16 protein-coding genes, 4 tRNA genes, 1 other RNA gene and 1 pseudogene are annotated in these 23,759 nt (G+C 72.1%); 12 read left to right on the top strand and 10 right to left on the bottom strand.

The window, feature by feature from the left end; genetic code table 11:
• Positions 1 to 16: 16 nt before the first annotated feature.
• The 4 genes from AB0O01_RS27780 to purS all read right to left on the bottom strand — a co-directional run bounded on the left by AB0O01_RS27780 (position 17) and on the right by purS (position 4,614).
• Positions 17 to 1,261, bottom strand: coding sequence for a hypothetical protein (locus AB0O01_RS27780; protein WP_365317506.1), 1,245 nt, complete (start codon positions 1,259 to 1,261; stop codon positions 17 to 19).
• A 148-nt stretch (positions 1,262 to 1,409) separates the two neighbouring features.
• A complete protein-coding gene (purL, locus tag AB0O01_RS27775; protein ID WP_365317504.1) occupies positions 1,410 to 3,668 on the bottom strand; it encodes a phosphoribosylformylglycinamidine synthase subunit PurL in 2,259 nt (752 codons plus the stop codon).
• Complete coding sequence (purQ, locus tag AB0O01_RS27770; protein WP_365317502.1) at positions 3,665 to 4,345, bottom strand: phosphoribosylformylglycinamidine synthase subunit PurQ; 681 nt, start codon at positions 4,343 to 4,345, stop codon at positions 3,665 to 3,667. Before purQ ends, purL begins: the two co-directional genes overlap by 4 nt.
• The gene (gene purS, locus AB0O01_RS27765) at positions 4,342 to 4,614 is read right to left on the bottom strand and encodes a phosphoribosylformylglycinamidine synthase subunit PurS (RefSeq protein WP_365317501.1); all 273 of its coding nucleotides are present in this window, start codon (positions 4,612 to 4,614) and stop codon (positions 4,342 to 4,344) included. The genes purQ and purS overlap by 4 nt, the downstream gene beginning before the upstream one ends.
• A 372-nt stretch (positions 4,615 to 4,986) precedes the next feature.
• Here purS and AB0O01_RS27760 point away from each other — a divergent pair, with 372 nt between their 5' ends.
• The 8 genes from AB0O01_RS27760 (at position 4,987) to AB0O01_RS27725 (ending at position 10,109) form a co-directional block, all read left to right on the top strand.
• A complete protein-coding gene (locus AB0O01_RS27760) occupies positions 4,987 to 5,304 on the top strand; it encodes an Lsr2 family protein (protein ID WP_365317499.1) in 318 nt (105 codons plus the stop codon).
• A gap of 278 nt (positions 5,305 to 5,582) precedes the next feature.
• Positions 5,583 to 5,654: transfer RNA gene (locus AB0O01_RS27755), tRNA-Gly, on the top strand.
• Between the two features lie 80 nt (positions 5,655 to 5,734).
• Positions 5,735 to 5,810 (top strand) — tRNA-Gly (locus AB0O01_RS27750).
• 144 nt (positions 5,811 to 5,954) lie between these two features.
• The gene (locus tag AB0O01_RS27745; protein WP_365317497.1) at positions 5,955 to 6,953 is read left to right on the top strand and encodes an ABC transporter ATP-binding protein; all 999 of its coding nucleotides are present in this window, start codon (positions 5,955 to 5,957) and stop codon (positions 6,951 to 6,953) included.
• A complete protein-coding gene (locus tag AB0O01_RS27740; RefSeq protein ID WP_365317495.1) occupies positions 6,950 to 7,795 on the top strand; it encodes an ABC transporter permease in 846 nt (281 codons plus the stop codon). The genes AB0O01_RS27745 and AB0O01_RS27740 overlap by 4 nt, the downstream gene beginning before the upstream one ends.
• A gap of 167 nt (positions 7,796 to 7,962) precedes the next feature.
• Positions 7,963 to 9,255, top strand: coding sequence for a histidine kinase (locus AB0O01_RS27735; protein WP_365317619.1), 1,293 nt, complete (start codon positions 7,963 to 7,965; stop codon positions 9,253 to 9,255).
• A 136-nt stretch (positions 9,256 to 9,391) separates the two neighbouring features.
• Positions 9,392 to 9,997, top strand: coding sequence for a response regulator transcription factor (locus tag AB0O01_RS27730; protein ID WP_365317493.1), 606 nt, complete (start codon positions 9,392 to 9,394; stop codon positions 9,995 to 9,997).
• Positions 9,998 to 10,036: 39 nt separating this feature from the next.
• A tRNA-Gly gene (locus AB0O01_RS27725) sits at positions 10,037 to 10,109 on the top strand.
• A gap of 111 nt (positions 10,110 to 10,220) precedes the next feature.
• On the opposite strand, the gene AB0O01_RS27720 is transcribed toward AB0O01_RS27725, so the two are convergent.
• The 6 genes from AB0O01_RS27720 to ffs form a co-directional block, all read right to left on the bottom strand.
• Complete coding sequence (locus AB0O01_RS27720; RefSeq protein WP_365317491.1) at positions 10,221 to 11,120, bottom strand: phosphoribosylaminoimidazolesuccinocarboxamide synthase; 900 nt, start codon at positions 11,118 to 11,120, stop codon at positions 10,221 to 10,223.
• Between the two features lie 108 nt (positions 11,121 to 11,228).
• On the bottom strand, positions 11,229 to 12,746 hold the full coding sequence (locus AB0O01_RS27715; RefSeq protein WP_365317489.1) for a N,N-dimethylformamidase beta subunit family domain-containing protein: 1,518 nt from the start codon (positions 12,744 to 12,746) through the stop codon (positions 11,229 to 11,231).
• A gap of 312 nt (positions 12,747 to 13,058) precedes the next feature.
• A complete protein-coding gene (locus AB0O01_RS27710) occupies positions 13,059 to 15,035 on the bottom strand; it encodes a hypothetical protein (RefSeq protein ID WP_365317487.1) in 1,977 nt (658 codons plus the stop codon).
• A gap of 402 nt (positions 15,036 to 15,437) precedes the next feature.
• Positions 15,438 to 16,697, bottom strand: coding sequence for a phosphoribosylamine--glycine ligase (gene purD, locus AB0O01_RS27705; protein WP_365317485.1), 1,260 nt, complete (start codon positions 16,695 to 16,697; stop codon positions 15,438 to 15,440).
• A gap of 155 nt (positions 16,698 to 16,852) precedes the next feature.
• Positions 16,853 to 19,078, bottom strand: a complete 2,226-nt coding sequence (locus AB0O01_RS27700) for a DNA polymerase III subunit gamma and tau (protein WP_365317483.1) — start codon at positions 19,076 to 19,078, stop codon at positions 16,853 to 16,855.
• 58 nt (positions 19,079 to 19,136) lie between these two features.
• An RNA gene (gene ffs / locus AB0O01_RS27695) (signal recognition particle sRNA small type) lies at positions 19,137 to 19,235 on the bottom strand.
• Positions 19,236 to 19,306: 71 nt separating this feature from the next.
• Between ffs and AB0O01_RS27690 the strand changes: the two genes are divergently transcribed.
• From AB0O01_RS27690 to AB0O01_RS27675, 4 genes and pseudogenes are all read left to right on the top strand, one after another.
• Positions 19,307 to 19,391: transfer RNA gene (locus AB0O01_RS27690), tRNA-Ser, on the top strand.
• Between the two features lie 497 nt (positions 19,392 to 19,888).
• Positions 19,889 to 22,132: a helicase-associated domain-containing protein gene (locus AB0O01_RS27685; protein ID WP_365317481.1), complete on the top strand. Its 2,244-nt coding sequence runs from the start codon at positions 19,889 to 19,891 to the stop codon at positions 22,130 to 22,132.
• Between the two features lie 163 nt (positions 22,133 to 22,295).
• Positions 22,296 to 22,438 (top strand): annotated as a pseudogene (locus tag AB0O01_RS27680) (restriction endonuclease); the annotation flags it as partial.
• Positions 22,439 to 23,384: 946 nt separating this feature from the next.
• On the top strand, positions 23,385 to 23,756 hold the full coding sequence (locus tag AB0O01_RS27675) for a DUF1330 domain-containing protein (RefSeq protein ID WP_365317479.1): 372 nt from the start codon (positions 23,385 to 23,387) through the stop codon (positions 23,754 to 23,756).
• Positions 23,757 to 23,759: the final 3 nt, after the last annotated feature.

Below are 23,759 nucleotides of genomic sequence, written 5' to 3'. Positions count from 1 at the left end.
GGGAGAGATTACGTAGTTACGTAATGTCGTGCAAGGGGGTTGTCTCGTCCAAGGGACTGCGGAAGGAGTCGGACTCCGGGAAGGCGAGGTCCGTGCAGCCGCGGCGGTCGGTGATCTCGGTGACGTAGGCGCGGAAGAGGACCTCCGTCTCGGCGGCCAGCAGGCGGTCGTAGCCGTGGGCGATGGTCATGGTGTGGATCTGGGGGCGGCCGTCGCAGGTGGACGAGGCCCACCAGATGGCACGGTCGGGGCCGCGTCCGGCCGTACCGTGGGGCGCGGTGATCGGGTCGTCGCCGATCCTCGGCACCTTCACCCTCCGCGCGTCCTCGCCGAGATAGGTGTGGAAGGTGATGAACCAGTCGCCGTACTCCCCGGGATCGCTCGGGAGTTCGAGGTCGCCCGCGCGGGCGTAGTACAGCTCCCATGCCTCGGCCTCGGTGAGGATCAGGGCGCAGCGCTCGTCCCACAGCGCGTCGTCCACCCGTCCCTCCAGCGCCTCGTCCGGGAAGCCGTCCCGCTCGGCGAGGCCGGACTCGCGGTACCAGGCGCAGGTGCCCTCGGTCCGGCCGACCGGGACCGTGCCCTCGGGCAGGGCAGGGATGCCGGTGGGCGGGTCGGGCAGGCGTTCGGCGCAGCCGAGACGTTCGGCGAGGTTGTTGGCGGTGCTGACGGCGGTCTCGGCGAGGACGTTCCGGTCATGGCCGCCGGGCTGGCCGTGCTCCAGCCACAGCACCGAGGCATGCAGTTCGGCCCGCGCCCAGAGGGCGTCGAACGACTTCCCGTCCAGCTCACCTCCGGGGCAGTCCAGCTTCACCGTCACCCCGAGATCGTCCACCGAGCCGGTGATCCCGCCGCCGAGCGGCTGCGCGGGATAGGTCTGGCCGCCCTCTTGGTCCAGCGGTGACGAGATGACGTTGTCGGCGACCACGAATCCGGCGGTCGGGAACACCCCGACCGTGGCGGTGAAGAACCACCGGCCTCCCAGCTTCTCGCTGAACAACTCGCAGCCCTGGGCGCCCTCGTCGGCCAGTTGGTCGAGTTCGATGGTGCCCTCTTCGCCCCGCCGATGCGTGATCCTTCCCCCCGCCCGGTCCAACGCCAGCACCCGCCCCGCGGGCACCAGCCCCCCGCACCCCGCGTCGATCTGCTGGCGGGCGTGCAGGTTCTGCCAGATCTCCCGGCCGCTGAAGCCGATCCCGGCGACAGCCACCAGACACAGCAGGATGTTCGCGGACTTGCGTATTCCGTCCGGGAGTTGCACGGACGATTCCCCCTCCAGGCACCGGCACGAGTACGACAACCCGGCGAAGTTAGCAGGAGGCCGCGTCCGCAAACCCGGAACGCACAAAGCCGCCGCCCCGGGAAACCGAAGTTCCCGGGGCGGCGGCCCGGTGCGAGCGCCGGAGGCGTTACGCCAGCAACGCCGGGATCGTCCCCTCGTGCGCCTCGCGCAGCTCCGTCAGGGAGAGGGCGAACTCGCCCTGGACGTCCACCGCGTCCCCGTCGACCACGCCGATCCGGGTGGCCGGAAGGCCCCGCGCACCGCACATGTCGTTGAAGCGGACCTCTTCGGAGCGGGGGACGGCGACCAGCGCGCGGCCCGCCGACTCGGAGAGGAGGAAGGTGAACGCGTCCAGGCCGTCGGGGACGACCAGACGGGCGCCCTTGCCGCCGAGCAGCGCGGACTCCACGACCGCCTGGATCAGACCGCCGTCGGACAGATCGTGCGCGGAGTCGATCATTCCGTCGCGGGAGGCGGAGATCAGGATCTCGGCGAGCAGCCGCTCCCGCTCCAGGTCGACCTCCGGCGGCAGTCCGCCGAGGTGGTCGTGGACGACCTGCGACCAGGCCGAGCCGCCGAACTCCTCGCGGGTGTCGCCGAGGAGGTAGAGGAGGTGGCCCTCCTCCTGGAAGGCGACCGGGGTGCGCCGGGCCACGTCGTCGATGACTCCGAGGACGGCCACGACCGGGGTGGGGTGGATGGCGGCGTCGCCGGTCTGGTTGTAGAGGGAGACGTTTCCGCCGGTCACCGGGGTGCCGAGCTGCTGGCAGGCGTCCGCCAGACCCCGTACCGCCTCCGCGAACTGCCACATCACCGCCGGGTCCTCGGGCGAGCCGAAGTTCAGGCAGTCGGAGACGGCGAGCGGCCGGGCGCCGGTGGTGGCCACGTTCCGGTACGCCTCCGCGAGGGCGAGCTGCGCGCCCTTGTACGGGTCGAGCTTGGCGTAGCGGCCGTTGCCGTCCGTGGCGAGGGCGACGCCGAGGCCGGTCTCCTCGTCGATCCGGATCATCCCGGAGTCCTCGGGCTGGGCGAGAACGGTGTTGCCCTGCACGAAGTGGTCGTACTGGGAGGTGATCCAGGACTTGGACGCCTGGTTGGGGGACGCGACCAGCTTCAGGACCTGGTCCTTCAGCTCGGCGGCAGTCGCCGGGCGGGGCAGCTTGTTCGCGTCGTCGGCCTGGAGGGCGTCCTGCCAGGAGGGACGGGCGTAGGGGCGCTCGTAGACCGGGCCGTCGTGCGCGACCGTGCGCGGGTCGACGTCCACGATCTTGCCGCCGTGCCAGAAGATCTCCAGCCGGTCGCCGTCGGTGACCTCACCGATGACGGTGGCGATGACATCCCACTTGTCGCAGATCTCCAGGAACCGCTCGACCTTCGCCGGCTCCACCACCGCGCACATCCGCTCCTGCGACTCGCTCATGAGGATCTCCTCGGGCGAGAGCGTGGAGTCGCGCAGCGGTACGTCGTCCAGGGTGACGCGCATACCGCCGGAGCCGTTGGAGGCCAGCTCGGAGGTGGCGCAGGACAGTCCGGCGGCGCCGAGGTCCTGGATGCCGACGACCAGCTTCTCGGCGAACGCCTCCAGGGTGCACTCGATGAGCAGCTTCTCCTGGAAGGGGTCGCCGACCTGCACGGCGGGGCGCTTGCTCGGCTTGGCGTCGTCGAAGGTCTCGGAGGCGAGGATGGAGGCGCCGCCGATGCCGTCGCCGCCGGTACGGGCCCCGTAGAGGATGACCTTGTTGCCCGCGCCGGACGCCTTGGCGAGGTGGATGTCCTCGTGCCGCATGACGCCGATGCACCCGGCGTTGACCAGCGGGTTGCCCTGGTAGCAGGCGTCGAAGACGACCTCGCCGCCGATGTTGGGCAGGCCCAGGCAGTTGCCGTAGCCGCCGATGCCCGCGACCACGCCGGGCAGCACCCGCTTGGTGTCGGGGTGGTCGGCGGCGCCGAAGCGCAGGGGGTCGACCACGGCGACCGGGCGGGCGCCCATCGCGATGATGTCCCGGACGATGCCGCCGACTCCGGTGGCCGCGCCCTGGTAGGGCTCGACATAGGAGGGGTGGTTGTGGGACTCGACCTTGAAGGTGACCGCGTAGCCCTGGCCGACGTCCACGACACCCGCGTTCTCGCCGATGCCGACGAGGAGGGCGTCGGACTGCGGGGCCTTCTCGCCGAACTGCCGCAGATGGACCTTGCTGCTCTTGTAGGAGCAGTGCTCGGACCACATCACCGAGTACATGGCCAGCTCGGCGCCGGTCGGGCGGCGGCCGAGGATCTCCACGACCCGCTCGTACTCGTCCTTCTTCAGCCCGAGCTCGGCCCAGGGCAGCTCGACGTCGGGGGTCGCGGTCGCATGCTCGACCGTGTCCAGAGGCGTCCGGCTCATGCGGTGACCAGCTTCTTGAGAATGGAGGTGAAGAAGGGGAGACCGTCGGTACGGCCGCTGCCGATCAGCGGCTCGACGGCGTGCTCGGGGTGCGGCATCAGACCGACGACGTTCCCGGCCTCGTTGGTGATGCCCGCGATGTCCCGCAGGGAGCCGTTCGGGTTGACGTCCAGGTAGCGGAAGACGACCCGGCCCTCCGCCTCCAGCATGTCGAGGGTGCGCGCGTCGGCGACGTACCGCCCGTCCATGTTCTTCAGCGGGATGTGGATCTCCTGCCCGGCGGTGTAGTCCCCGGTCCAGGCGGTGCCGGTGTGCTCGACGCGGAGCTTCTGGTCGCGGCAGATGAAGTGCAGGTGGTCGTTGCCGAGCATCGCGCCGGGCAGCAGATGGGCCTCGGTGAGGATCTGGAAGCCGTTGCAGATGCCGAGCACCGGGAGACCGGCCCTGGCCTGCTCGATGACGGACCCCATCACCGGCGAGAAGCGGGAGATGGCACCGGCGCGCAGATAGTCGCCGTAGGAGAAGCCGCCGGGCAGGACCACGGCGTCGACCTGCTTCAGGTCCTTGTCCTTGTGCCAGAGGGCGACCGGCTCGGCGCCCGCGTGCCGGATGGCGCGCTGGGTGTCCCGGTCGTCGAGACTGCCCGGGAAAGTGACGACGCCAATACGAGCGGTCACTTCGCGGCCCCCGCGACTTCCGCCGCCCCTTCGACCTTCACCGTGAAGTCCTCGATCACCGTGTTGGCGAGGAAGGATTCCGCAAGATCATGGATACGGGCGAGCGCGGCCTCGTCGACCGGGCCGTCCACTTCCAGTTCGAATCGCTTTCCCTGACGAACGTCCGAGATCCCGTCGAAACCGAGGCGGGGCAGCGCACGCTGGACCGCCTGGCCCTGGGGGTCGAGGATCTCCGGCTTGAGCATGACGTCGACTACGACGCGTGCCACGGGCACTCCCGGTGTGTGGTGCTGAGCAGGTCCCTGCTGGGTCGCTTCAGACTACCCGCACAAAATTTCTACGCGCGTCGACTTGTAGGAAGCTACGTAGCTGCCGCGGGGATGTCCGTGCCTGCCGCAGGGACGCCCGTACATGTCACAGGGACGCCCGTAGATGCAGCAGGGGCGCCCTGTGAGTGTGCTCACGCGCCCGCACGGAGAACCGCCGTCCGTGAAAATTTCCGGGAAAGATCCCGGATCGACACCCGGTACCTATTGCGTTCGGACACGCGGAAGGATTTAGTCGAGCCTCGCAATACATTGTCAGGCACTGTAGAAGTAGAAATGAATTCGGCACCGTGCCGTACGAAGGGACCGATATTCGTGGCGCAGAAGGTCGTGGTCACGCTCTTTGACGACATCGACGGCTCGGAAGCGGCGGAAACGATCGCCTTCGGACTGGACGGCAAGTCGTACGAGATCGACCTGAATGAAGCCAATGCCAAGAAACTGCGTAAGGCGCTCGCGCCGTACGTGGAGGCCGGCCGCAAGCGGTCGAAGTCGGGCCGGGCGTTCAAGCAGACCGAGGTCGCTCCCGACCCGGCGGCGGTCCGCGCCTGGGCCCAGGCGAACAAGATGGACGTACCGGCGCGGGGCCGGATCCCCAAGAAGGTCTACGAGGCGTTCGCGGCGGCGCGCTGACGCGGGGCGCCGTGCCGGTGGGGCCGCCGGGGGGGAGTCCCCGTCCCGGGTGCCGTCCAGGGCCCGGCAGGGGCCGCCCCCGGGTGCCCAGGGAGCCCGGCAGGGCCCGTCCCGGGTGCCGGTCGGGTCGCGGCAGGGCCCGGGTGCGGGTGGTCGGGTGTCCTCAGGGTCCGTCAGTGGGCCCTGGGAGCAACCGACTTGCGTTACCCCCCTGCTGATCAGCTAGTGTCTGGAGCACGCCACCGGGCGGGGCCGAAAAGCCCAGCTCAAAAGGTCGCGCGGGTGTAGTTCAGTAGTAGAACATCCCCCTTCCAGGGGGAAGGCGCAGTGTGCAATCCCTGTCACCCGCTCTGCATCACCGTCCTGACCACTCGATTGGATCAGGTAGGGTGGTGCTCGCGCCGATCGGTGAGAGCCGGTCGGAGGCAATGCGGACGTAGCTCAGTTGGTAGAGCGCAACCTTGCCAAGGTTGAGGTCGCGAGTTCGAACCTCGTCGTCCGCTCCAGTTGAAGCCCCCGGTTTCCGGGGGCTTTTTCGTGCACCCATCTACTCCCCTCCCCCGGCCTCCCCCTCCCCGTCTGACATTTGTCATGTCGGGTGATGACAGCGCGCACTGCCGATCCGTCCCGGCGGCCGGGACGCTGAAGGTATGGAAACCAACGAGCACGTGATCGAGGTCACCGGGCTGCGACGGGTGTACGGGGGCGGGTTCGAAGCGGTCCGGGGGATCACGTTCTCCGTCGGCCGGGGTGAGATCTTCGCGCTGCTGGGCACCAACGGGGCCGGCAAGACCTCCACCGTGGAGGTGCTGGAGGGGCTCGCCGAGCCCACCGAGGGCGAGGTCCGCGTCCTCGGCCACGACCCCTACCGCCACCGGGACGCCGTACGGCCGCGCACCGGGGTGATGCTCCAGGAGGGCGGCTTCCCCTCCGAGCTGACCGTCGCCGAGACGGTACGGATGTGGGCCGGATGCGTCAGCGGGGCCCGGCCCCGGCGGGAGGCGCTCGGCCTGGTCGGGCTCGCCGACAAGAGCGACGTACGGGTCAAGCAGTTGTCCGGCGGGGAGCGGCGGCGGCTGGATCTGGCGCTGGCGCTGCTGGGGCGCCCCGAAGTGCTGTACCTGGACGAACCGACCACCGGACTGGACGCCGAGGGCCGCCGGGACACCTGGGAACTGGTCGCCTCGCTGCGCGACACCGGCACCACCGTGCTGCTGACCACGCACTATCTGGAGGAGGCCGAGTCCCTCGCCGACCGGCTGGCGATCATGCACAAGGGGCGGATCGCGGCCACCGGGACCCCGGCCGAGGTGACCGCCGCGCAGCCGTCCCGGATCTCCTTCGAACTGCCCGACGGCTACTTCCTCGGCGATCTGCCGCCCCTGGCCGAGCTGGGCGTCAGCGGCCACGAGGTGCACGGCAACGTCGTCCGGCTGCGGACCATGGACCTCCAGCGGTCGGCCACCGCAGTGCTGGTGTGGGCCTCGCGGGCCGGGGTCGAGCTGCGGCGGCTGGATGTGCGGTCGGCGTCGCTGGAGGAGGCGTTCCTCGGGATCGCCGGACGCGCGGCGGCGGCCCACGACGACGGGGCGCCGGAGACGGCGGCGAAGCAGACGGCAGGCATGAGCACGAGGGGGACGGGACGATGAGCAGCACGACGACCGGGACGGGGCGGGACCGCCGGGGCGGCACGACGACGGGGACGGGGCAGGACCGCCGGGGCGGCACGACCACCGTGACCGGGCGGCTCGGCGCACTGGCGCGGGCCGAGCTGACCCTGCTGGGGCGCAGCCGCGCCACCCTGGTGACGGCGGTGTTCGTACCGCTGGTGGTGCCGTTCAGCCTGCGCGGCGCCGCCGGGGAGATGGACCTCGCGGAACACGGCCTGGATGTCGGCACCATGCTGCTGCCCGCCGCCATCGCCATGTCCCTGCTGTTCGCCGTGTACGCGGCGCTGACCGGGGTGTTCGTGGTGCGCCGGGAGGAACTGGTGCTGAAGCGGCTGCGCACCGGGGAGCTGCGGGACAACGAGATCCTGATCGGGGCCTCGCTGCCGTCGCTGGCGATCGGGCTCGGCCAGTCGGTGCTGCTGGCGGCGGGCTGTGCGCTGCTGCTCGACATGGAGGCGCCCCGCGCGCTGCCGCTCGCGCTCCTCGGCCTGCTGCTCGGGCTGGTGATGTGCGCGGCGCTGGGCGCGGTCACCGCCGCCTGGACCAGGACCGCGGAGAGCGCCCAGGTCACCAGTCTGCCGCTGCTGTTCGTGTCGCTGCTGGGCTCCGGGGTCGCGGTACCGCTGGAGGTGCTGCCGGACCGGATCGCCACGGTGTGCGAGCTGCTGCCGCTGTCGCCGGTGGTGACGCTGATCCGCGGTGGCTGGACCGGCGCGCTGTCCGCGGGCGAGGTGCTGGCCGCGGTGGTCACCGCACTGGCCTGGACCGTTCTGTCAGTGTTTGCTGTACGGCGGTGGTTCCGCTGGGAGCCGCGGCGCTGACCGCGGGACGGTGGGCCACCGGGCAGTGACCGGCAATCGGTAGCCGGCAGCCGGTAGCCGGTAGCCGGTGGCTGGTGGCTGGTGGCTGGTAACCAGTAGCCGGTGATGTGGCGGCGGGCAGGCGCCGACGAAGAAGGACGCGAGGGCACGACGAGATGCGCGAGAACATGCGCGGGCCCGCCGGGTGGTGGCGGAGCAAGAGCAACCCGGCGAAGGTGGAGATCTACACCCGCTGGTCGTTCCATCTGTTCGTGGTCATGGAGATCGGCCTGTTCGGTCTGCCGCTGTTCCTCCAGCCCGGACACCCCGCGGTGATCTGGCTGTTCCCGGCCATCGCCGTGCACGGACTGCTCTGCGGGCTGACCGCCTCGCACGGCCTGGACTGGGTGCGCGGCCAGCGCGAGCAGCCGGTGCTGCTGATGTGGGTGCTCGGGGCGGTCAGTGTGCTGGTCGCCTGCGGCAGCCTGGTCGCCGCAGGCGACGCCACCGGCGACGAGACCACGGGCGCGCTGGGCGCGCTGGCCGGCGGTGTGCTGATCTTCGGCGCGGGCGCCCTCACCATCTCGCAGCGCTGCCGGCGGCACACCGTGTACGTGGTGCTCGGCTTCGCGACGGTGGTGGGCGCGCTGTCGATCGCCGTCGGCGCGTCCTGGTCCGCCGTGCTCACGGCCGTGATCGGCATCCTGCTCGGCGGTGCCTTCTTCGCCGCCGCCTCCTACTTCTCCGTCTGGCTGGTGAGGGTCGTCTACGAACTCGACTCCGCCCGCGAGAACCGGACCCGGCTCGCGGTCGCCGAGGAGCGGCTGCGGTTCGGGCGGGATCTGCACGATGTGATGGGCCGCAATCTGGCGGTCATCGCCCTCAAGAGCGAGCTGGCGGTGCAGCTCACCCGACGCGGGCGGCCGGAGGCCGTGGAGCAGATGATCGAGGTGCAGCGGATCGCGCACGAGTCGCAGCGCGAGGTGCGCGATGTGGTGCGCGGCTACCGGGAGGCCGAACTGGGGGTCGAGCTGGCCGGTGCGCAGGGGGTGCTGACGGCGGCCGGGATCGACTGCGAGGTGCGCGGGGAGGCGCTGGCGGGCGGGTTGCCGGCCGAGGTGCAGTCGGCGCTCGGCTGGGTGGTGCGCGAGGCCACCACCAATGTGCTGCGGCACGGGGACGCCGGGCGGTGCACGGTGGGGCTGCGGGTCCGGGAGGGGTTCGTGGCGCTGACGGTGGAGAACGACGGGGTGGGGGTGGGGGTGCGCGAGCCCGGGGACGGCGGGGACAGCGGGGGCGGCGAGGGTGCTGTTCCGGCTCCGGCGGGTGGGGGTGCCGGGCTCGCCGGGCTGCGCGAACGGCTCTCCGCGGTCGGCGGGACGCTGGCGGCGGGGCCGGTGGGCGGGGACCGCTTCCGGCTGCTGGCCGAGGTGCCGCTGGGCGCCCCGGTGGCGGGCAGGCTGAGCGGGATCGTGGCGTGACGGACGCGTCCCGCCGAACGGCGGACGGGGCGACGAGGACGGACGAGTCGGTGAGGGACGGGACAGGGATGTACGGCGGCACGGGCGGCACTGACCGCGAGGACGGCGGGGGCCGGAGAGGGGAGGGCGTCGCGTAATGGTCAGGGTGCTGCTCGCGGACGACGAGCATCTGATCCGGGGGGCGCTGGCCGCGCTGCTGTCGCTGGAGGACGATCTGGTGATCGTCGCGGAGGCGGCGAGCGGACCGGAGGCCCTGGCGATGGCACGGGCGCACCGGCCCGATGTGGCGGTGCTGGATCTCCAGATGCCCGGCGCGGACGGTGTGAAGGTCGCCACATGGCTGCGCGCCGAGCTGCCCGCCTGCCAGGTGCTGATCGTCACCAGCCATGGCCGCCCCGGGCATCTGAAGCGGGCGCTGGCGGCGGGTGTGCGGGGGTTCGTCCCGAAGACGGTGAGCGCGCAGCGGCTGGCGGAGATCATCCGGACCGTGCACGACGGAAACCGCTATGTCGACCCCGAGTTGGCCGCCGACGCGATCTCCGCCGGGGACTCGCCGCTCACCGCGCGGGAGGCGGAGGTGCTGGAACTGGCGGCCGACGGGGCCCCGGTGGCGGAGATCGCCGAGCGTGCCGCGCTCTCCCAGGGGACGGTACGGAACTATCTCTCGTCGGCGGTCTCCAAGCTCGGGGCGGAGAACCGGCATGCCGCGGTCCGGCTCGCCCGGGAGCGGGGTTGGGTATAGTTGGCGTCGCGCCGGGGCGTTTCCACGTCACAGCGCGGTGCGGACGTAGCTCAGTTGGTAGAGCGCAACCTTGCCAAGGTTGAGGTCGCGAGTTCGAACCTCGTCGTCCGCTCTGGATCATGAGAAGGCCCCCGGTGTTCCGGGGGCCTTTTCGTATGCCGATGGCCGGTGGCCGGTGGCTGGTGACCGGTGGCCGATGGCTGGTGGCGGCCTGCGGTGGGGACTACGACCAGGTGAGCCCGGTGAGCCGCTCGTAGGCCTCGACGTACTTGGCGCGGGTGGCGTCCACGACGTGCTGCGGCATCGGCGGCGGGGGCTGCTCGCTGCGGCGGTCCCAGTTGGCCTCCGGCGAGGTCAGCCAGTCCCGCACGAACTGCTTGTCGTACGACGTCTGCGCGCGGCCCGGCTGCCACTCCTCGGCCGGCCAGAAGCGGGAGGAGTCCGGGGTGAGCACCTCGTCGGCGAGGACCAGGGTGGTGCCCTCGTAGCCGAACTCGAACTTGGTGTCGGCCAGGATGATCCCGCGGTCACGGGCGATGTCCCGGGCGCGGGAGTAGATCGCCAGGGTCGCCTGGCGCAGCTCCGCGGCGGTCTCGGCGCCGACCTGGCGGGCGACCTCCTCGTACGACACATTCTCGTCGTGCTCGCCGACGGCGGCCTTGGTGGCCGGGGTGAAGATCGGGGCGGGGAGTTCGCTGCCGTCGGCGAGGCCCTCGGGGAGGGCGAGTCCGCAGACCGTGCGGGAGTCGTTGTACTCGGTCAGGCCGGAGCCGGTGAGATAGCCGCGGGCGACCGCCTCGACCGGGATCATGCGCAGCGACTTGCAGATCAGGGTGCGGCCGGTCCAGTCGGCGGGGGCGCCGGGCGGGAGGTCGGTGCCGAGGACATGGTTCGGGGCCAGATCGCGGAGCTGGTCGAACCACCACAGGGACAGCTTGGTCAGGATCCGGCCCTTGTCGGGGATCTCGGTCGGCAGGACCCAGTCGTAGGCGGAGATCCGGTCGCTGGCGACCATCACCAGCTCGCCCGCCGCGTTCTGGTACAGCTCGCGCACCTTGCCGGTGTGCAGGTGTGTCAGGCCCGGAATCTGCTGCGGCTCGGGCTTTTCTACGAATCCGGACACGGTTCCTCCCCGTCCTTCTGACCAATGGGGTCGATTCTTCCGTATGGGGAGGATCGGTGTGCGCCAGGGGTCGGGGTCCGGGGTGGGGCGCGGTCCGGTGGGCGGGGTTCAGTCGCGTTTGCAGATGCGGTCGAGGAGGTTCGCGGTGGCGCGCTGGACGCGGGGGTCCACATGGCCGGGGCGGTCCAGCGCCGGGGACCAGGCGAAGGTCCCGGACGCGAAGACCAGCGCGCCGGAGGCCGCCCGGTACAGGGAGGTCTCCTGGTGGCGGCGGACACCGTCGGCGTCGGTGTACGGGGAGTGCGCGAGCAGGGTGCGCTCCTCGTGGGGCGGCAGCGGGGTGCGCGGGAAGTAGCGGTCGGCCTCGGCGGCGACCATCCCGGGCAGTGCGTCGCCCTCGTGGGCGCCGGTCGCCTCCCAGAGCCAGTGATCGGCGTTGCGGACGATCAGCGGATGCGGCTCGGGCACCCGGCCCGCGTACTGGATGCCGATCGTCTGCTGCTCGGCCCGGTCGATCTCCCGCCAGAGCACCGGGCGGCCGGGGCCCCGGCGCTTGCGGCAGGTCAGCAGCCGGTCGGGGACGCCGGACGGCGACGCCGCCAGCTCCACCTGCCAGTACATGGTGTTGGCGGCCAGGAAGACCAGGGACGTACCGCCGTCGCGGGCCCGGTCGACGGTGCGGCGCATGGGCGCCGACCAGTACTCGTCGTGCCCGGGGAAGATCAGGCCCCGGTAGCGGGCGGGGTCGATCCGCCCGGCGTGCAGATCGCTGGCGTCGGCGTAGGCGAGGTCGTAGCCGTAGCGCTCGGCCCAGCGGATGAAGTCGTAGGCGTGCCCGATGTGCAGGGGCAGGCCCGCGCCCGCGTAGGGGCGGTCGAAGGAGACGGTGGTCGCCGCGTCGGCCTCGCCGAGCAGCCGGCCGCCGCCGTCCCAGGCGTGGTACAGGCTGGCGCCGGTACGGCCGTCCTCCGGGTAGAGGTTGTACGCCTGCCAGGTGATGTCCGGGAGGAGCAGCAGCAGATCGGCCGGGTGGGCGTCGCGGACCGTGAAGGGGATGTGCGAGCGGTACCCGTCGGCGGTGGTCAGCACGGCGACATACGCCCCGATGCTCCAGTACGAGGGGATCTGGAGCCGCCAGGACAGCCACCAGTGGTGGCAGGAGACCGTGCGGTCGGCGGCGAGCGGCGGGGGCTGCACGATGCCGGAGAGACGGGGGCTGGTGGTGATCTTCGCGGCGCCGTCACCGCCGTAGTGGCCGATGCGGTAGATGTCGACGGCGAACTCCTGGGGCGGATCGACCGTGATGTGGAAGTCGACGGCCCCGCCCGGGGCGACCGCGCCGGTGGAGATGAAGCCCTTGATCTGACGGTGGACGTCGTCGGCGGAGGTGATGGTGGCGATGGCACCGGCGTCGGCACCGGTACCGGCACCGGTACCGGTACCGGCGCGGCCCGGCTCCGGTGGTCGCCGGGGGTCGGGGTCGACGTACCAGGGCACCAGCCGGCCCGTGTCGTCGGCGTAGGTCTCGCTGCCGCGCAGCCAGGGGACCGGGCCTTGGCCGAAGGGGTCCGACACCGCGTGCGCGCGTGCTCCCGACTCCCAGCGGCGGACACGTTTCGGCGCCATGCTCCCCTCCCTCTGCCCCCGTGTGCGTATGCGCACGCGCGTGCTTCGCGTGCTTGCGCGCGTGCGCTGTGCTGTGGCCGCGCGCGTGGCTGCCCGCATCCGGTGCGGCGGACGGGCGCGATCGGTCCCAGCACATCACATTGCGCACTTGATCCGTCACGGTTCGTCTTCGATTGGTCGAAAGTGGATGACGGAGTTCCGGTACGGGGAGAGGGGTTCCGGTATGGGGAGGCGTCGAGGCGGATGGGTCAGGGGGTCAGGGGGTCAGGGGGTCAGGGGGTCAGGGGGTCAGGGGGTCAGGGGGTCAGGGGGTCAGACCAGGCGTACGGGCTTCTCCGGGCGTATGCCTGTCTTGGTGAGCCAGCCTCGCAGGGGGGTGGGGTCGCCGCGCTCCAGCAGGCTGAGGACCTTCGGGGTGAGGTCGGTCGCCCGCTCACCGGCGACCATCAGCGACGGCCCGTCCAGCCAGTCCAGGCCGGGCTTGGCGCCGGCGGTGTCCATCGCGGCGCAGCACACCATCGCCGTGACATGGTCGGCGAGCAGCTCGCGGGGGCTGCGGGGCGGCTGGAGGGGGAAGAGGGGGAGGGCGCCGTCGTCCCAGAGGTCGATGCCGGGGCTGGCGCTGCCGCTTGTGGGGCGGTTGTCCGCTCCGGTGTCCGAGCCTCCGGCGGGGTTGGTGGTGGTGCCGGTGGTGGACTGAGCTGCCTGAGCGGCCTCCTCGCGGGCGAGTTCGCTGCTCAGCCGCTCGGCGAGGGTGGTGCTGCGGGCGGTGGTGGTGGGGATCAGGTCCTCTTCGAGACCGGGGAAGGGGAAGGGGTCGGGGGGGAGGTCGGGGGACGACCCGGGGTCGGGGAGGGGGTGGTCACCGGGGCCGGGGAGGGGGGAGTCAACGGGGTCGGGGTCGGTGGGGCTGGCGCCCCCGGCGGGTCCCGTGGGTCCGGCTTTTGGCTTCGGCTCAGCGGGGCCGGTAATCGGCTCGGTAGGCCCGGTCCTCGGCTCGGCGGCGCCGGTCCTCAGCTCGGTGAGGTGGTCGAGTACGCGGTCCAGGGTGGGCGCGTCCGCGTGGGGGCCGCCGGTGCGGCGGACGCCGAGGGCGTCGAGGACCCGGTGCAGCCGGGCCGCGTCGGTCCGCCATTTGCGGTCCACGACCTCGTCCGGGTAGTCCTGCCAGTCCACCGGTGACCAGTCCGGCCCCGGCTCGGCGGGGCCGCCGTGGAACAGCCGGGCGGCGAGCAGCGAGGTGGCCTCGTCCACCACACCCGGCTCTTCGAGCAGATCGCAGGCGGGGCGCTCACCGAGGCGGGAGGCGAAACCCTCGGCCAGCCGGTCGCGGCGGGACAGCTCGGTGAGCGCGGCGACCACACCCGCGTCCAGCCGGGACGGCCAGCGGCCCATCCGCCAGGCGGGCAGCGCGACCCGGGTCAGCAGCCGGTCCCAGCCGGCGTAGGCCAGCCCGACCTGCTCCTGGGCGACGATCCGCAGCCCATAGTCAACCGCCTGGGCGCGCTCGGCAGCGGCGGCGGCGACGCCGCGCTCCATCTCGGCCGCGTGCACCCGGCAGGCGCGCAGCAGCGTGCGGGCCACGGAGCCGATCCCGGCGAGGACCGCGCGGGAGACGGGATCGCGGCCGGGCGCGGCGGCGACCGCGACGGCGGCGTCCAGCCCCCGGACGAAACGGCGGGCGGCGGCTATGTCGGGGTGCGCGGAGGGTCCCGTACCGGCGACGACCGGGGCGAGGACCGCGCGCAGTTCGCCCACCCGCATCCACCACAGGAACGGGGAGCCGATGACCAGCACGGGCGCCGCCGCACCCCGGCGGTGCGGACGGCCGACGCCCGCTATCTCGTCGGCGTGGCCGGACGGGGGCGGGCCGCTCTGGGCCAGGTGGGTGCGGTCCTCCAGCCAACTGTCGCAGTCGGGGGTGAGCGCTATGGCGGAGGGCGCCGGGACGTCGAGCCGGTCGGCGAGGTCGCGCACCAGGCGGTAGAGATCCGGGGCGGACTCCTCGGGGATCGGGACCGTGGGCGTCACGGCCGGGCGGGCGCGGGCGACCACCAGGGCGACGGTCCCGGCCGCGGCCAGCACCAGCAGGGCCGACACCCCGGCCACCCACCGCGCGATGTCCCACCCCTCGCCCGCGAGCTGCCCGGTGGAGCCGCCGACGAGCAGGATCACCGCGGCGGCTGCCGGCAGCAGGGCCAGCGCCAGCGCACGGCTGCGCACCCGCAGTACGGCCAGCGCCCGCGCACGCGCGCTCTGGGCTCCCGCCTCCACTCCGATCCCGCTCACGACCGGACCTCACCCCCTCCCTGCCGTACCACTGACCGATTCAGGTGTTGCCGGCGTTCTGGCGCTTTCCCGGCTTTTGCTCACTCCCCCACTGTGGCACCCGCCACTGACATCGCAATGCCGGTGGGCCAAGTGCCCGAACGCTTGCGCCGCACCCTAGTTGGGGGTGGGGCCGTCGTCAGCCGGATGGGGGAGCGGTCACTCGATGGAATGGCTTTGGGGAGAGGTGGATGACACTGGGCAAGGATCAGGCCCCGAATCCTGAGACGGTTCCGGGGCCCGAAGGGTTCAACGGGGTTCAGCGGGCCCGTGCTCGGTGGCTCGGGCTCAGCGCAGGGTCATGGCGCCTCGGACTCGACGGCTCGGGCACGGTGGCCGCTCGGGTCCGATGGACGGCCCCGCTCAGCCGCGGGCGTCGGCGGCGGCCCTCGCCGCGATGTCCGTACGGTGCTGGGAACCGTCGAGGCCGATGCGGGCGACGGCCCGGTAGGCGCGCTCGCGGGCCTCGGTGAGGTCGTCGCCGGTCGCGGTGACCGACAGGACCCGGCCACCGGCGCTGACCACGGCGTCGCCGTCGCGCCGGGTCCCGGCGTGCAGGACATAGGCGTACGGGGCGTCCTGGGCGGCGATCCGGTCGAGGCCGGTGATGGGGTCGCCGGTGCGCGGGGTGCCGGGGTAGTTGTGGGAGGCGACGACGACGGTGACGGCGGCGTCCTCGCTCCAGCGCAGGGGGGCCAGGTCGGCGAGGGTGCCGTCGGCGGCGGCGAGCAGCACTCCGGCCAGCGGGGTCTTGAGCCGGGCGAGGACGACCTGGGTCTCGGGGTCGCCGAAACGGGCGTTGAACTCGATGACCCGGACGCCCCGCGAGGTGATCGCGAGCCCGGCGTAGAGCAGCCCGGAGAAGGGCGTACCGCGGCGGCGCAGTTCGTCCACGGTCGGCTGGAGCACGGTCTCCAGCACTTCCTCGACCAGCTTCGGATCGGCCCAGGGCAGCGGGGAGTAGGCGCCCATACCGCCGGTGTTGGGGCCCTCGTCGCCGTCGAGCGCGCGCTTGAAGTCCTGGGCGGGCTGGAGCGGGACGACCGTCTCGCCGTCGGTGATCGCGAAGAGGGAGACCTCGGGACCGTCGAGGTACTCCTCGATGACGACCCGCTCGCAGGCGTTGGCGTGCGCGCGGGCGGCGTCGAGGTCGGCGGTGACGACGACGCCCTTGCCTGCGGCGAGACCGTCGTCCTTGACGACGTACGGGGCGCCGAAGGCGTCGAGCGCCTCCTCGACCTCGTCCGGGTTCGTGCAGACGTACGAGCGGGCGGTGGGCACCTGGGCCGCCGCCATCACATCCTTCGCGAACGCCTTGGAGCCCTCCAGTTGCGCGGCCTCCCCGGAGGGGCCGAAGACCGGGATGCCCGCCTCGCGCACGGCGTCGGCGACCCCCGCGACCAGCGGTGCCTCCGGCCCCACGACGACCAGCCCGGCGCCGAGCGAGCCGGCGAGCGCGGCCACGGCCGCCCCGTCCAGCGCGTCGACCGGGTGCAGCTCGGCGACCTCGGCGATACCGGCGTTTCCGGGCGCGCAGTACAGCGCGGTGACGGAGGGGTCGAGGGACAGGGAGCGGCACAGGGCGTGTTCGCGGGCACCGCTGCCGATGACGAGGACCTTCACGGGGTCAGCCTAACGGCAGCGGGCGGGGGGCCTTTGTGGGGTTGCTGAGGGGGTGGGGGCGGCGGGTTCGTACCTTCCTCCAAGGGGCGGGCCGGGCCGGAACGGGAACGGGTCCCCCGCCCCCGGCGCTGGCGCCCTTCCCACCACCGGAAGGATCACTCGTTCACAAACTCGTCCATCACCGTGGCGCCCAGCTCCCGCACGATCAGGTCCTGCCCCGACAGCGCCGACTCGTCGAGATCGGGATCGTCGTCCTCCGGAACGTCGTCCTCCGGGGAGACCGGGACGGGCGCCGGGGGTCTGACGGAGGCAGGGGCGGGCGGGGTCGCAGCCGCGGGGGCGGCGGGCGCCGGAGCGGGCCGGGCGGGCGCCGCGGCGGCCCGGGGCGCGGGTTGCTGCTGCACGGCGGCGGGGGCGCCGCCACCGCCGTAACCGCCGCCGCCGTAACCACCTCCGGGCGCGCCCCCACCGGAGAAGCCGGCCCCGGCCCCTCCCCCACCGACAGGACCGGCGGGAGCGGCGGGGCCGGAGCCGTAAGGGCCGCCGCCGGGGGCCGCCGGGGGCGGGGGCGCGGCCGAACCGCCGGAGGGGTCGATGACGGCGTCGATCTTCCAGTGGACGCCGAACTGCTCGACCAGCGCCTGCCGCAGCACGTCCTCGCTGCCGCTGCTCACGAAGTTGTCCCGGGCCCCGGCGCTGGCGAACCCGAGTTGGAGGGTGGTGCCGTCGAAGCCGGCGATCTGGGCGTTCTGGCTGAGCAGGATCCAGGTGAAGCGACGCCGGTTCTTGACCGCTTCGAGGATGTTCGGCCAGAGAACCCGGGGGTCGAGGCCACCCGGGGAGGGAGGCGGGGCGGCGGCCGGAGCGGGAGCAGGCGGGTGAGCGGACGTGGGCGAGGGGGCCGATACGGAAGAGGGGGCCGGTGACGCGGCACCGGGCCAGCCCCCCGGTCGGCGCCCGGCAGGGGCGCTCGGAGGCCCGGCGGCGGGAGCGGGCCCCGCGGGCGCGGAAGGCTGCCCACCCCCCGCGACCACACCGGGACCACTGTCGACCGCAGGGGCCACCGATGGCGGCGTCGGCGGCACGGGCGGCATGGGCGGCACGGGCTGGGCGGGATACCCGTGTGAGTCGGGCCCGGGAACGAACCCCATGGCGGGCATCCCGGCAGGCGCCCCCGAAACCTGGACACCACCACCCGTACCACTGATGCCGCTCATGCCGCTGATCCCCCGCTCCAGCCGGTCCATGCGGGCCATGACGGACCGCTCGTCCCCATAGGCGGCGGGGAGCATGACGCGGGCGCAGATCAGTTCGAGCTGGAGGCGTGGGGAGGTGGCACCACGCATCTCGGTGAGGCCCTCGTTGACGAGGTCGGCGGCGCGGCTCAGCTCGGCGGCGCCGAAGACCCCGGCCTGGGCCTGCATCCGCTCGACGACATCGGCGGGGGCGTCGAGCAGCCCCTTCTCCACGGCGTCCGGAACGGCGGCGAGGATCACCAGATCGCGGAGCCGCTCCAGCAGATCGGCGACGAACCGCCGGGGGTCGTTGCCCCCCTCGATGACCCGGTCCACGACCTCGAAGGCGGCGGCCCCGTCACCGGTGGCGAACGCCTCGACCACCGAGTCGAGCAGAGAGCCGTCGGTGTACCCGAGAAGAGACGTGGCCATGGCATAGGTCACACCCTCGCTGGTGGCACCGGCGAGGAGCTGGTCCATCACGGACATGGAGTCACGCACAGATCCGGCACCGGCGCGCACGACGAGCGGCAGCACCCCGTCCTCGACCGGGATGTCCTCCTTCTGGCAGACCTCACCGAGGTAGTCGCGCAGGGTGCCGGGCGGGACGAGCCGGAACGGGTAGTGATGGGTCCGGGACCGGATGGTGCCGATGACCTTCTCGGGCTCGGTGGTGGCGAAGATGAACTTCAGATGCTCGGGCGGCTCCTCGACGACCTTGAGGAGCGCGTTGAACCCGGCCGACGTGACCATGTGGGCCTCGTCGATGATGTAGATCTTGTAGCGGCTGCCCGCGGGCCCGAAGAACGCCTTTTCGCGCAGGTCACGGGCGTCGTCCACACCACCGTGCGAAGCGGCGTCGATCTCGATGACGTCGATGGACCCGGGCCCGTTGCGCGCGAGGTCCTGACAGGACTGGCACTCCCCGCACGGTGTGGGCGTCGGCCCCTTCGCGCAGTTCAGACAGCGGGCCAGGATGCGCGCGCTGGTCGTCTTCCCGCACCCGCGCGGCCCGCTGAACAGGTACGCGTGATTGACCCGGTTGTTCCGCAGCGCCTGCTGCAACGGGTCGGTGACATGCTCCTGCCCGATGACCTCGGCGAACGACTCCGGGCGATAACGGCGGTACAGCGCGAGAGACGACACGCATACGAGGTTATAGGCGCCCACTGACAACCGGACCCGGACAACCGGACCCGCCCCCAACGCAAGCGCCCCCCACGCACCCGCCAGAGCCAACCTACCCTTGCTGCCTTCCGGCCCTGGGGGAGTTCAGTCAGATAGCGCCGCGTGAGGGGCTACGCAGAGGGTACCCGATGTGAGGTGCGGGAACGAGTTCGCGAGCACTCCTCTCGGTCATGTAATGTTTCCGGCGGAGGATTCGCCTAGAGGCCTAGGGCGCACGCTTGGAAAGCGTGTTGGGTTCACACCCTCACGAGTTCGAATCTCGTATCCTCCGCAGTCGCCAGAACAGGCGCGATGAGAACCCCGGACCGCTCAGCGGCCGGGGTTCTCGGCTGTACCGGTCTCGGGTCTGGTTTCATCCGTTTCTGGCATAAGGAACTTTTCTCAGCCTCGCCCTGTCGCTGACCGGTCGACCGGTCGACCGGTGGGGCAACGTCTGCACTCCCAAGGGGCTTCCTGCCGTCGCCGGACTCGGATGTCCCCGCAATGCGCCATTCTGGAGCGTGTGCAGGACCGGTTCCGGTTCGAAGAGCAACTTCGAAGAGCAACAACGTCGTCTTGGTGAGGTGCCCTATCGGCAAGCCCAGCGGATCGACTCTGGCCTCGTGGCTGAGTGGTCTGGAAGTCGGCCCGCTTGAGCAGATCCTGGCGAGTCGCCCGGATGCCGTGTCCCCGCCGGAGCCACGATCGTTCGGCGAACTCGCGGACCGCCTTCAGCGCCCGGCGTCGGTTGCCGCCGTGATGGCGGAGCTCGCGCGGCCACCGCTGCAGGTGGCTGAGGCCCTGGCGGCATGGGGAACCGTTCCACGTGCCGCTCTGGCCGATCTGCTGGACGTGACCGGGACGGAGAGCGAGCGCGGGCTGAACACGGCCCTGCAGACACTGGCCCAGCACGCGCTCGTCTGGCCGGACGGCCAGGGGCTGCTGCACATGTCGGCGCCGTTGCGGCAGGCATGGGACGCGCCGCTGGGGTTGGACGCGCCGCTCGCCCGGCTGCTGGGGGACACGGCCTCCGAGGAACTGCGGCGCATGCTGGTGGCCCTGGGCATCCCGGCGCCCGGCACCACCAAGAAGGCGCGGCTGGCCGCCCTGCTGGAGCACCACAGCGATCCGGAGCGGGTGACCGCGGTGGTCGCCTCGGCACCTGTGGCCACGCGGAAACTGCTTGAGCGGCGAGCCCGTCACCAGGGTGAACAGATGGCGGCACAGGCGGAATTCATCCTGCTCGGAGCGCCGCAGGCCGACCCCGAACCGGGTGCGCGGTGGGCGCTGGAGCGGGGACTGCTGGTCCGGGACCGGTACTCCGGGTACGGGCCCGCACGCATGCCGGCCGAGGTGACGCTCGCGCTACGAGGGGCCGACTGGCACGCCCCGTTCGAGCCGTTTCCGCCCCTCGTGCAGACGGTGTCCGTCACCTCGGCGGAGGTCGACCAGGAGGCGGCGGCAGCCGCCACCGCGTTCGCCGCCCATGCGGCCTCGGTGCTGGCGGCGTGCGCCGCGTCTCCCCCGGCCCGGCTGAAGTCCGGCGGGGTCGGGGCGCGTGAGCTGTCCCGGATCGGCCGGGCCGCGCAGTGCGACGACATCCTCGTACGCCTCGCCCTGGAGACGGCGTACGACGCCGGGCTGCTGGTCCGGGACGGCGACCGGGTCGTGGCGACGGAAGGCTACGACGCCTGGGCGGAGCGGGAACCGGCGGAGCAGCTCACCGTGCTGCTCCAGGCGTGGCGGACGCTGCCGCTGACCGCCTCCCGGGCCCGCGACGAGGACGGCAGGGCGCTGCCCGCGCTCGCCGGAACACCACCCTGTGACGGCTGTGTGCAGGCCCGGGACGGACTTCTCGCCGCGGCGGGGTCGCTGCCGGCGGGCCAGGGGGTGCGGAGCCCCGTCCAACTAAAGCCGCTCATCGCCTGGCACCGTCCGTTCGCCCATCCGCTCCCCCGGGATGCCACGCCCTTCGCTTCCGTGGCCCGCGAGGCGGAGCTACTCGGTGTGATGGCCCGCGGCTCCCTCTCCCGCATCGGTGCTGCCTTGCGGGCCGATGACGGCGAAGCACTGGCCGCGGCCGGGCGGCGGCTGCTGCCGACGGCCACCGGCACGGCCCGCTTCGGCGCGGACCTCACCGCCGTCGTCACGGGCACACCGTCGGCCCGCCTGGCCGCCCTGCTGGACGCCGTCGCGGACCGGGAAACCGCCGGCACGGCATCCGTGTGGCGGTTCAGCCAGGGCACCATCCGCGGTGCCCTGGACTCCGGCCGTACGGCCGACGCCATCGCCGCCGACCTGACCGATGTCGCTGTCGGCGCCCTACCCCAGCCGCTGTCGTATCTGATCCACGACACCGCGCGCGCTCACGGCCGTGTGCGTATCGCCCCCGCGGCGTGCGTGATCCATGGAGAAGAGCCCGCCCTCCTCGCCGAACTCGCCGCCCACAAGAAGCTCGCCGCACTCGGTCTGCGTCGGCTGGCGCCGACCGTGCTGGTCTGCCGGACTCCGCTCGACGAGGCCCTCGCCGCGCTCCGGGCCGCCGGCTACGCCCCGGTCGCGGAGAAGGCCGACGGAACCGTACGCGCCGAGAGGACCCGGCACCCACGTGCCTCCACCCCGGCTCCGGTCCCGCTCCCGCTCCCACTCCCGGGCCAACGGCGGCGGCTTGTGCCGGCGCGGACCCCGGTGGACAGCGGCCTGAGCGCCCTGGCCGCCAGGCTGCGGGACGCCCCGCCGACCCTTCCGGATCCCGACCCGTTCGGCACCGGGGTCCCCTATGGCACGGACACCGAGGAGATCATCGCCGGGTACGCGAAGAACCTGACGTACAGCGATGTCCGCCAGCTCGCCCACGCCGTCGACGCCGGCACGGCCATCGCGGTCGAGTACATCGCCGCCTCGGGCAACCGGACCGTACGCACCCTCAGCGAACTCGATCTCGGCCCGCCCCATCTGTATGCCTGGTGCCATCTGCGCGAGGACGAACGGGTCTTCACCCTCTCCCGCATCCTCGGCGTCATGCCCGCGTAGCCTCCGGCACGGCCCACCCACCGAGCACGGGTCAATGTTCGAAGAGTCGTCACTACGATCGCCGGTCGTGGAGCGGGGCGCGCGCGCCGCGCAGGCCGGGCAGTGGACGAGGAGAGGGTGCGGGCTCCGCACAAGCCGGGGCCATTCCTGTCCTGTACGCGTGCTCAGCCGGGGTCAGCAGGACGCCGACGGCGAGCTGCGGTACGCGTGGTGGAACAGGTCCGGCGACCGCTGCCCGCCGAGCACGGGCCCTGTCACCGGACGACGCCCGCTTGTCCCTTCCCTCACCTGGTGAGTGACGGGGTGGCGCGCCGCGCGGGAGCCGTCCCTGTTCAGCCGGATGAGTCGGAGGCTGGATGAGTCGGGGGCTGGATGAGTCGGGGCTGGATGAGTCGGGGCTGGATACTCTCGCGGCTCAGGGTTGCCGGCATCGGAAAGGTCGAGGCCCGCCGGGCCCGCCGCCTGCTGGCCGATGGCAAGCGCACCGCCACCACGGTCAGCCCGTGATCGACTCGGCAGATTTATCGCCATCCAGGCATGAATAGGCGGGAATCGGCCGAAGACGTCAGAAGGATGCGCCGTGAGGCATTGCCGACCGCAACGATAAGGGGGGAAGGCAACCCGTAGGTGAGACAAGGAGGAGCATGGGGAAGCAGGTCAAAGTGCGGGTCGACCAAGACCGCGACGGGTAAGCGGTGCCAGAACCCGGCGATGATCGGGTACTCGCGCTGCCAGTTGCACCGTGGCGAATGGGCCCCGGTGCAGAGGAAGAAGACCAAGAAGCGCTGACCCGAGAGGGGTCGGCCGGTCGGTCCCTTCACTGGCGATGGTGGTGATCGAACGGGACGGCTCGACAAGATCACGGCTGTACCGAGTCATCCCCACCCGTCGCCCTTCTGCCTCCGCCACCCGATCGCGGAACGACAGCCCATGACGCTAGCGCGGAGGCAGCGGGACCAGGGCCCTCAGCCAGGGCCTGACGCAATCAGCCGGTCATGCCGACCGGAATCCACCGTGTGCGCAGGATGCGAGTCGTCTCGCAGAGACCTGGCACGACCGTCCGCTCTCGATACCACGGTCGCCGAAGCCTTGGTACACGCGCACTCACGGGGTCATGCGGGTGGTGGGGTGGGGTCGGCTGAGGAGGGTTTCTGCATTACCCCGGACGTCATCGACCCCGCCCGCCCTCCGGTGCCACGATCGGTTCGTACCCGCCCGGCAAGCACCGGCCCCATCAGCTCCGGAGGATGTCATGACCGCCGTCACCGCCTACGCCATAGCCCGGCTGCACAACCCCGCCCCGCACGCGGATGTCGCCGAGTACATCGAGCGGATCTCCGGCACCTTCGAGCCCTACGGCGGGCGGTTCCTGGTGCACGGTGTCCGGCACGAGGTGACCGAGGGGGAGTGGCCCGGGGCCGTCGTGGTGATCGGGTTCCCGGGGATGACGGCCGCCCGTGCCTGGTGGGACTCGGCGGAGTACCGGGAGATCGCCCCGCTCCGCTCGCGGCACATCGACGGGGACATCATCCTCGTCCCGGGTGTCCCGGACGGGTACGAGCCCGCGGCCACCGCGCGGGCGATGCGGGACGGGCTCGCCGCCCGGGAGGGCGTGGGGGGATGAGGG

The organism is Streptomyces sp. NPDC093252, from assembly GCF_040683675.1.
GTDB lineage: Bacteria > Actinomycetota > Actinomycetes > Streptomycetales > Streptomycetaceae > Streptomyces.
Note: the sequence above shows the minus strand (reverse complement) of the source record. Positions and strands in the feature narration are given on the sequence as shown.

Excerpts from the sequence above, each read along its gene's own strand:
- purL (WP_365317504.1), bottom strand. The coding sequence starts at position 3,668 with ATGAGCCGGACGCCTCTGGACACGGTCGAGCATGCGACCGCGACCCCC.
- AB0O01_RS27745 (WP_365317497.1), top strand. The coding sequence starts at position 5,955 with ATGGAAACCAACGAGCACGTGATCGAGGTCACCGGGCTGCGACGGGTG.
- AB0O01_RS27740 (WP_365317495.1), top strand. The coding sequence starts at position 6,950 with ATGAGCAGCACGACGACCGGGACGGGGCGGGACCGCCGGGGCGGCACG.
- AB0O01_RS27735 (WP_365317619.1), top strand. The coding sequence starts at position 7,963 with ATGCGCGGGCCCGCCGGGTGGTGGCGGAGCAAGAGCAACCCGGCGAAG.
- AB0O01_RS27730 (WP_365317493.1), top strand. The coding sequence starts at position 9,392 with ATGGTCAGGGTGCTGCTCGCGGACGACGAGCATCTGATCCGGGGGGCG.
- AB0O01_RS27715 (WP_365317489.1), bottom strand. The coding sequence starts at position 12,746 with ATGGCGCCGAAACGTGTCCGCCGCTGGGAGTCGGGAGCACGCGCGCAC.
- AB0O01_RS27675 (WP_365317479.1), top strand. The coding sequence starts at position 23,385 with ATGACCGCCGTCACCGCCTACGCCATAGCCCGGCTGCACAACCCCGCC.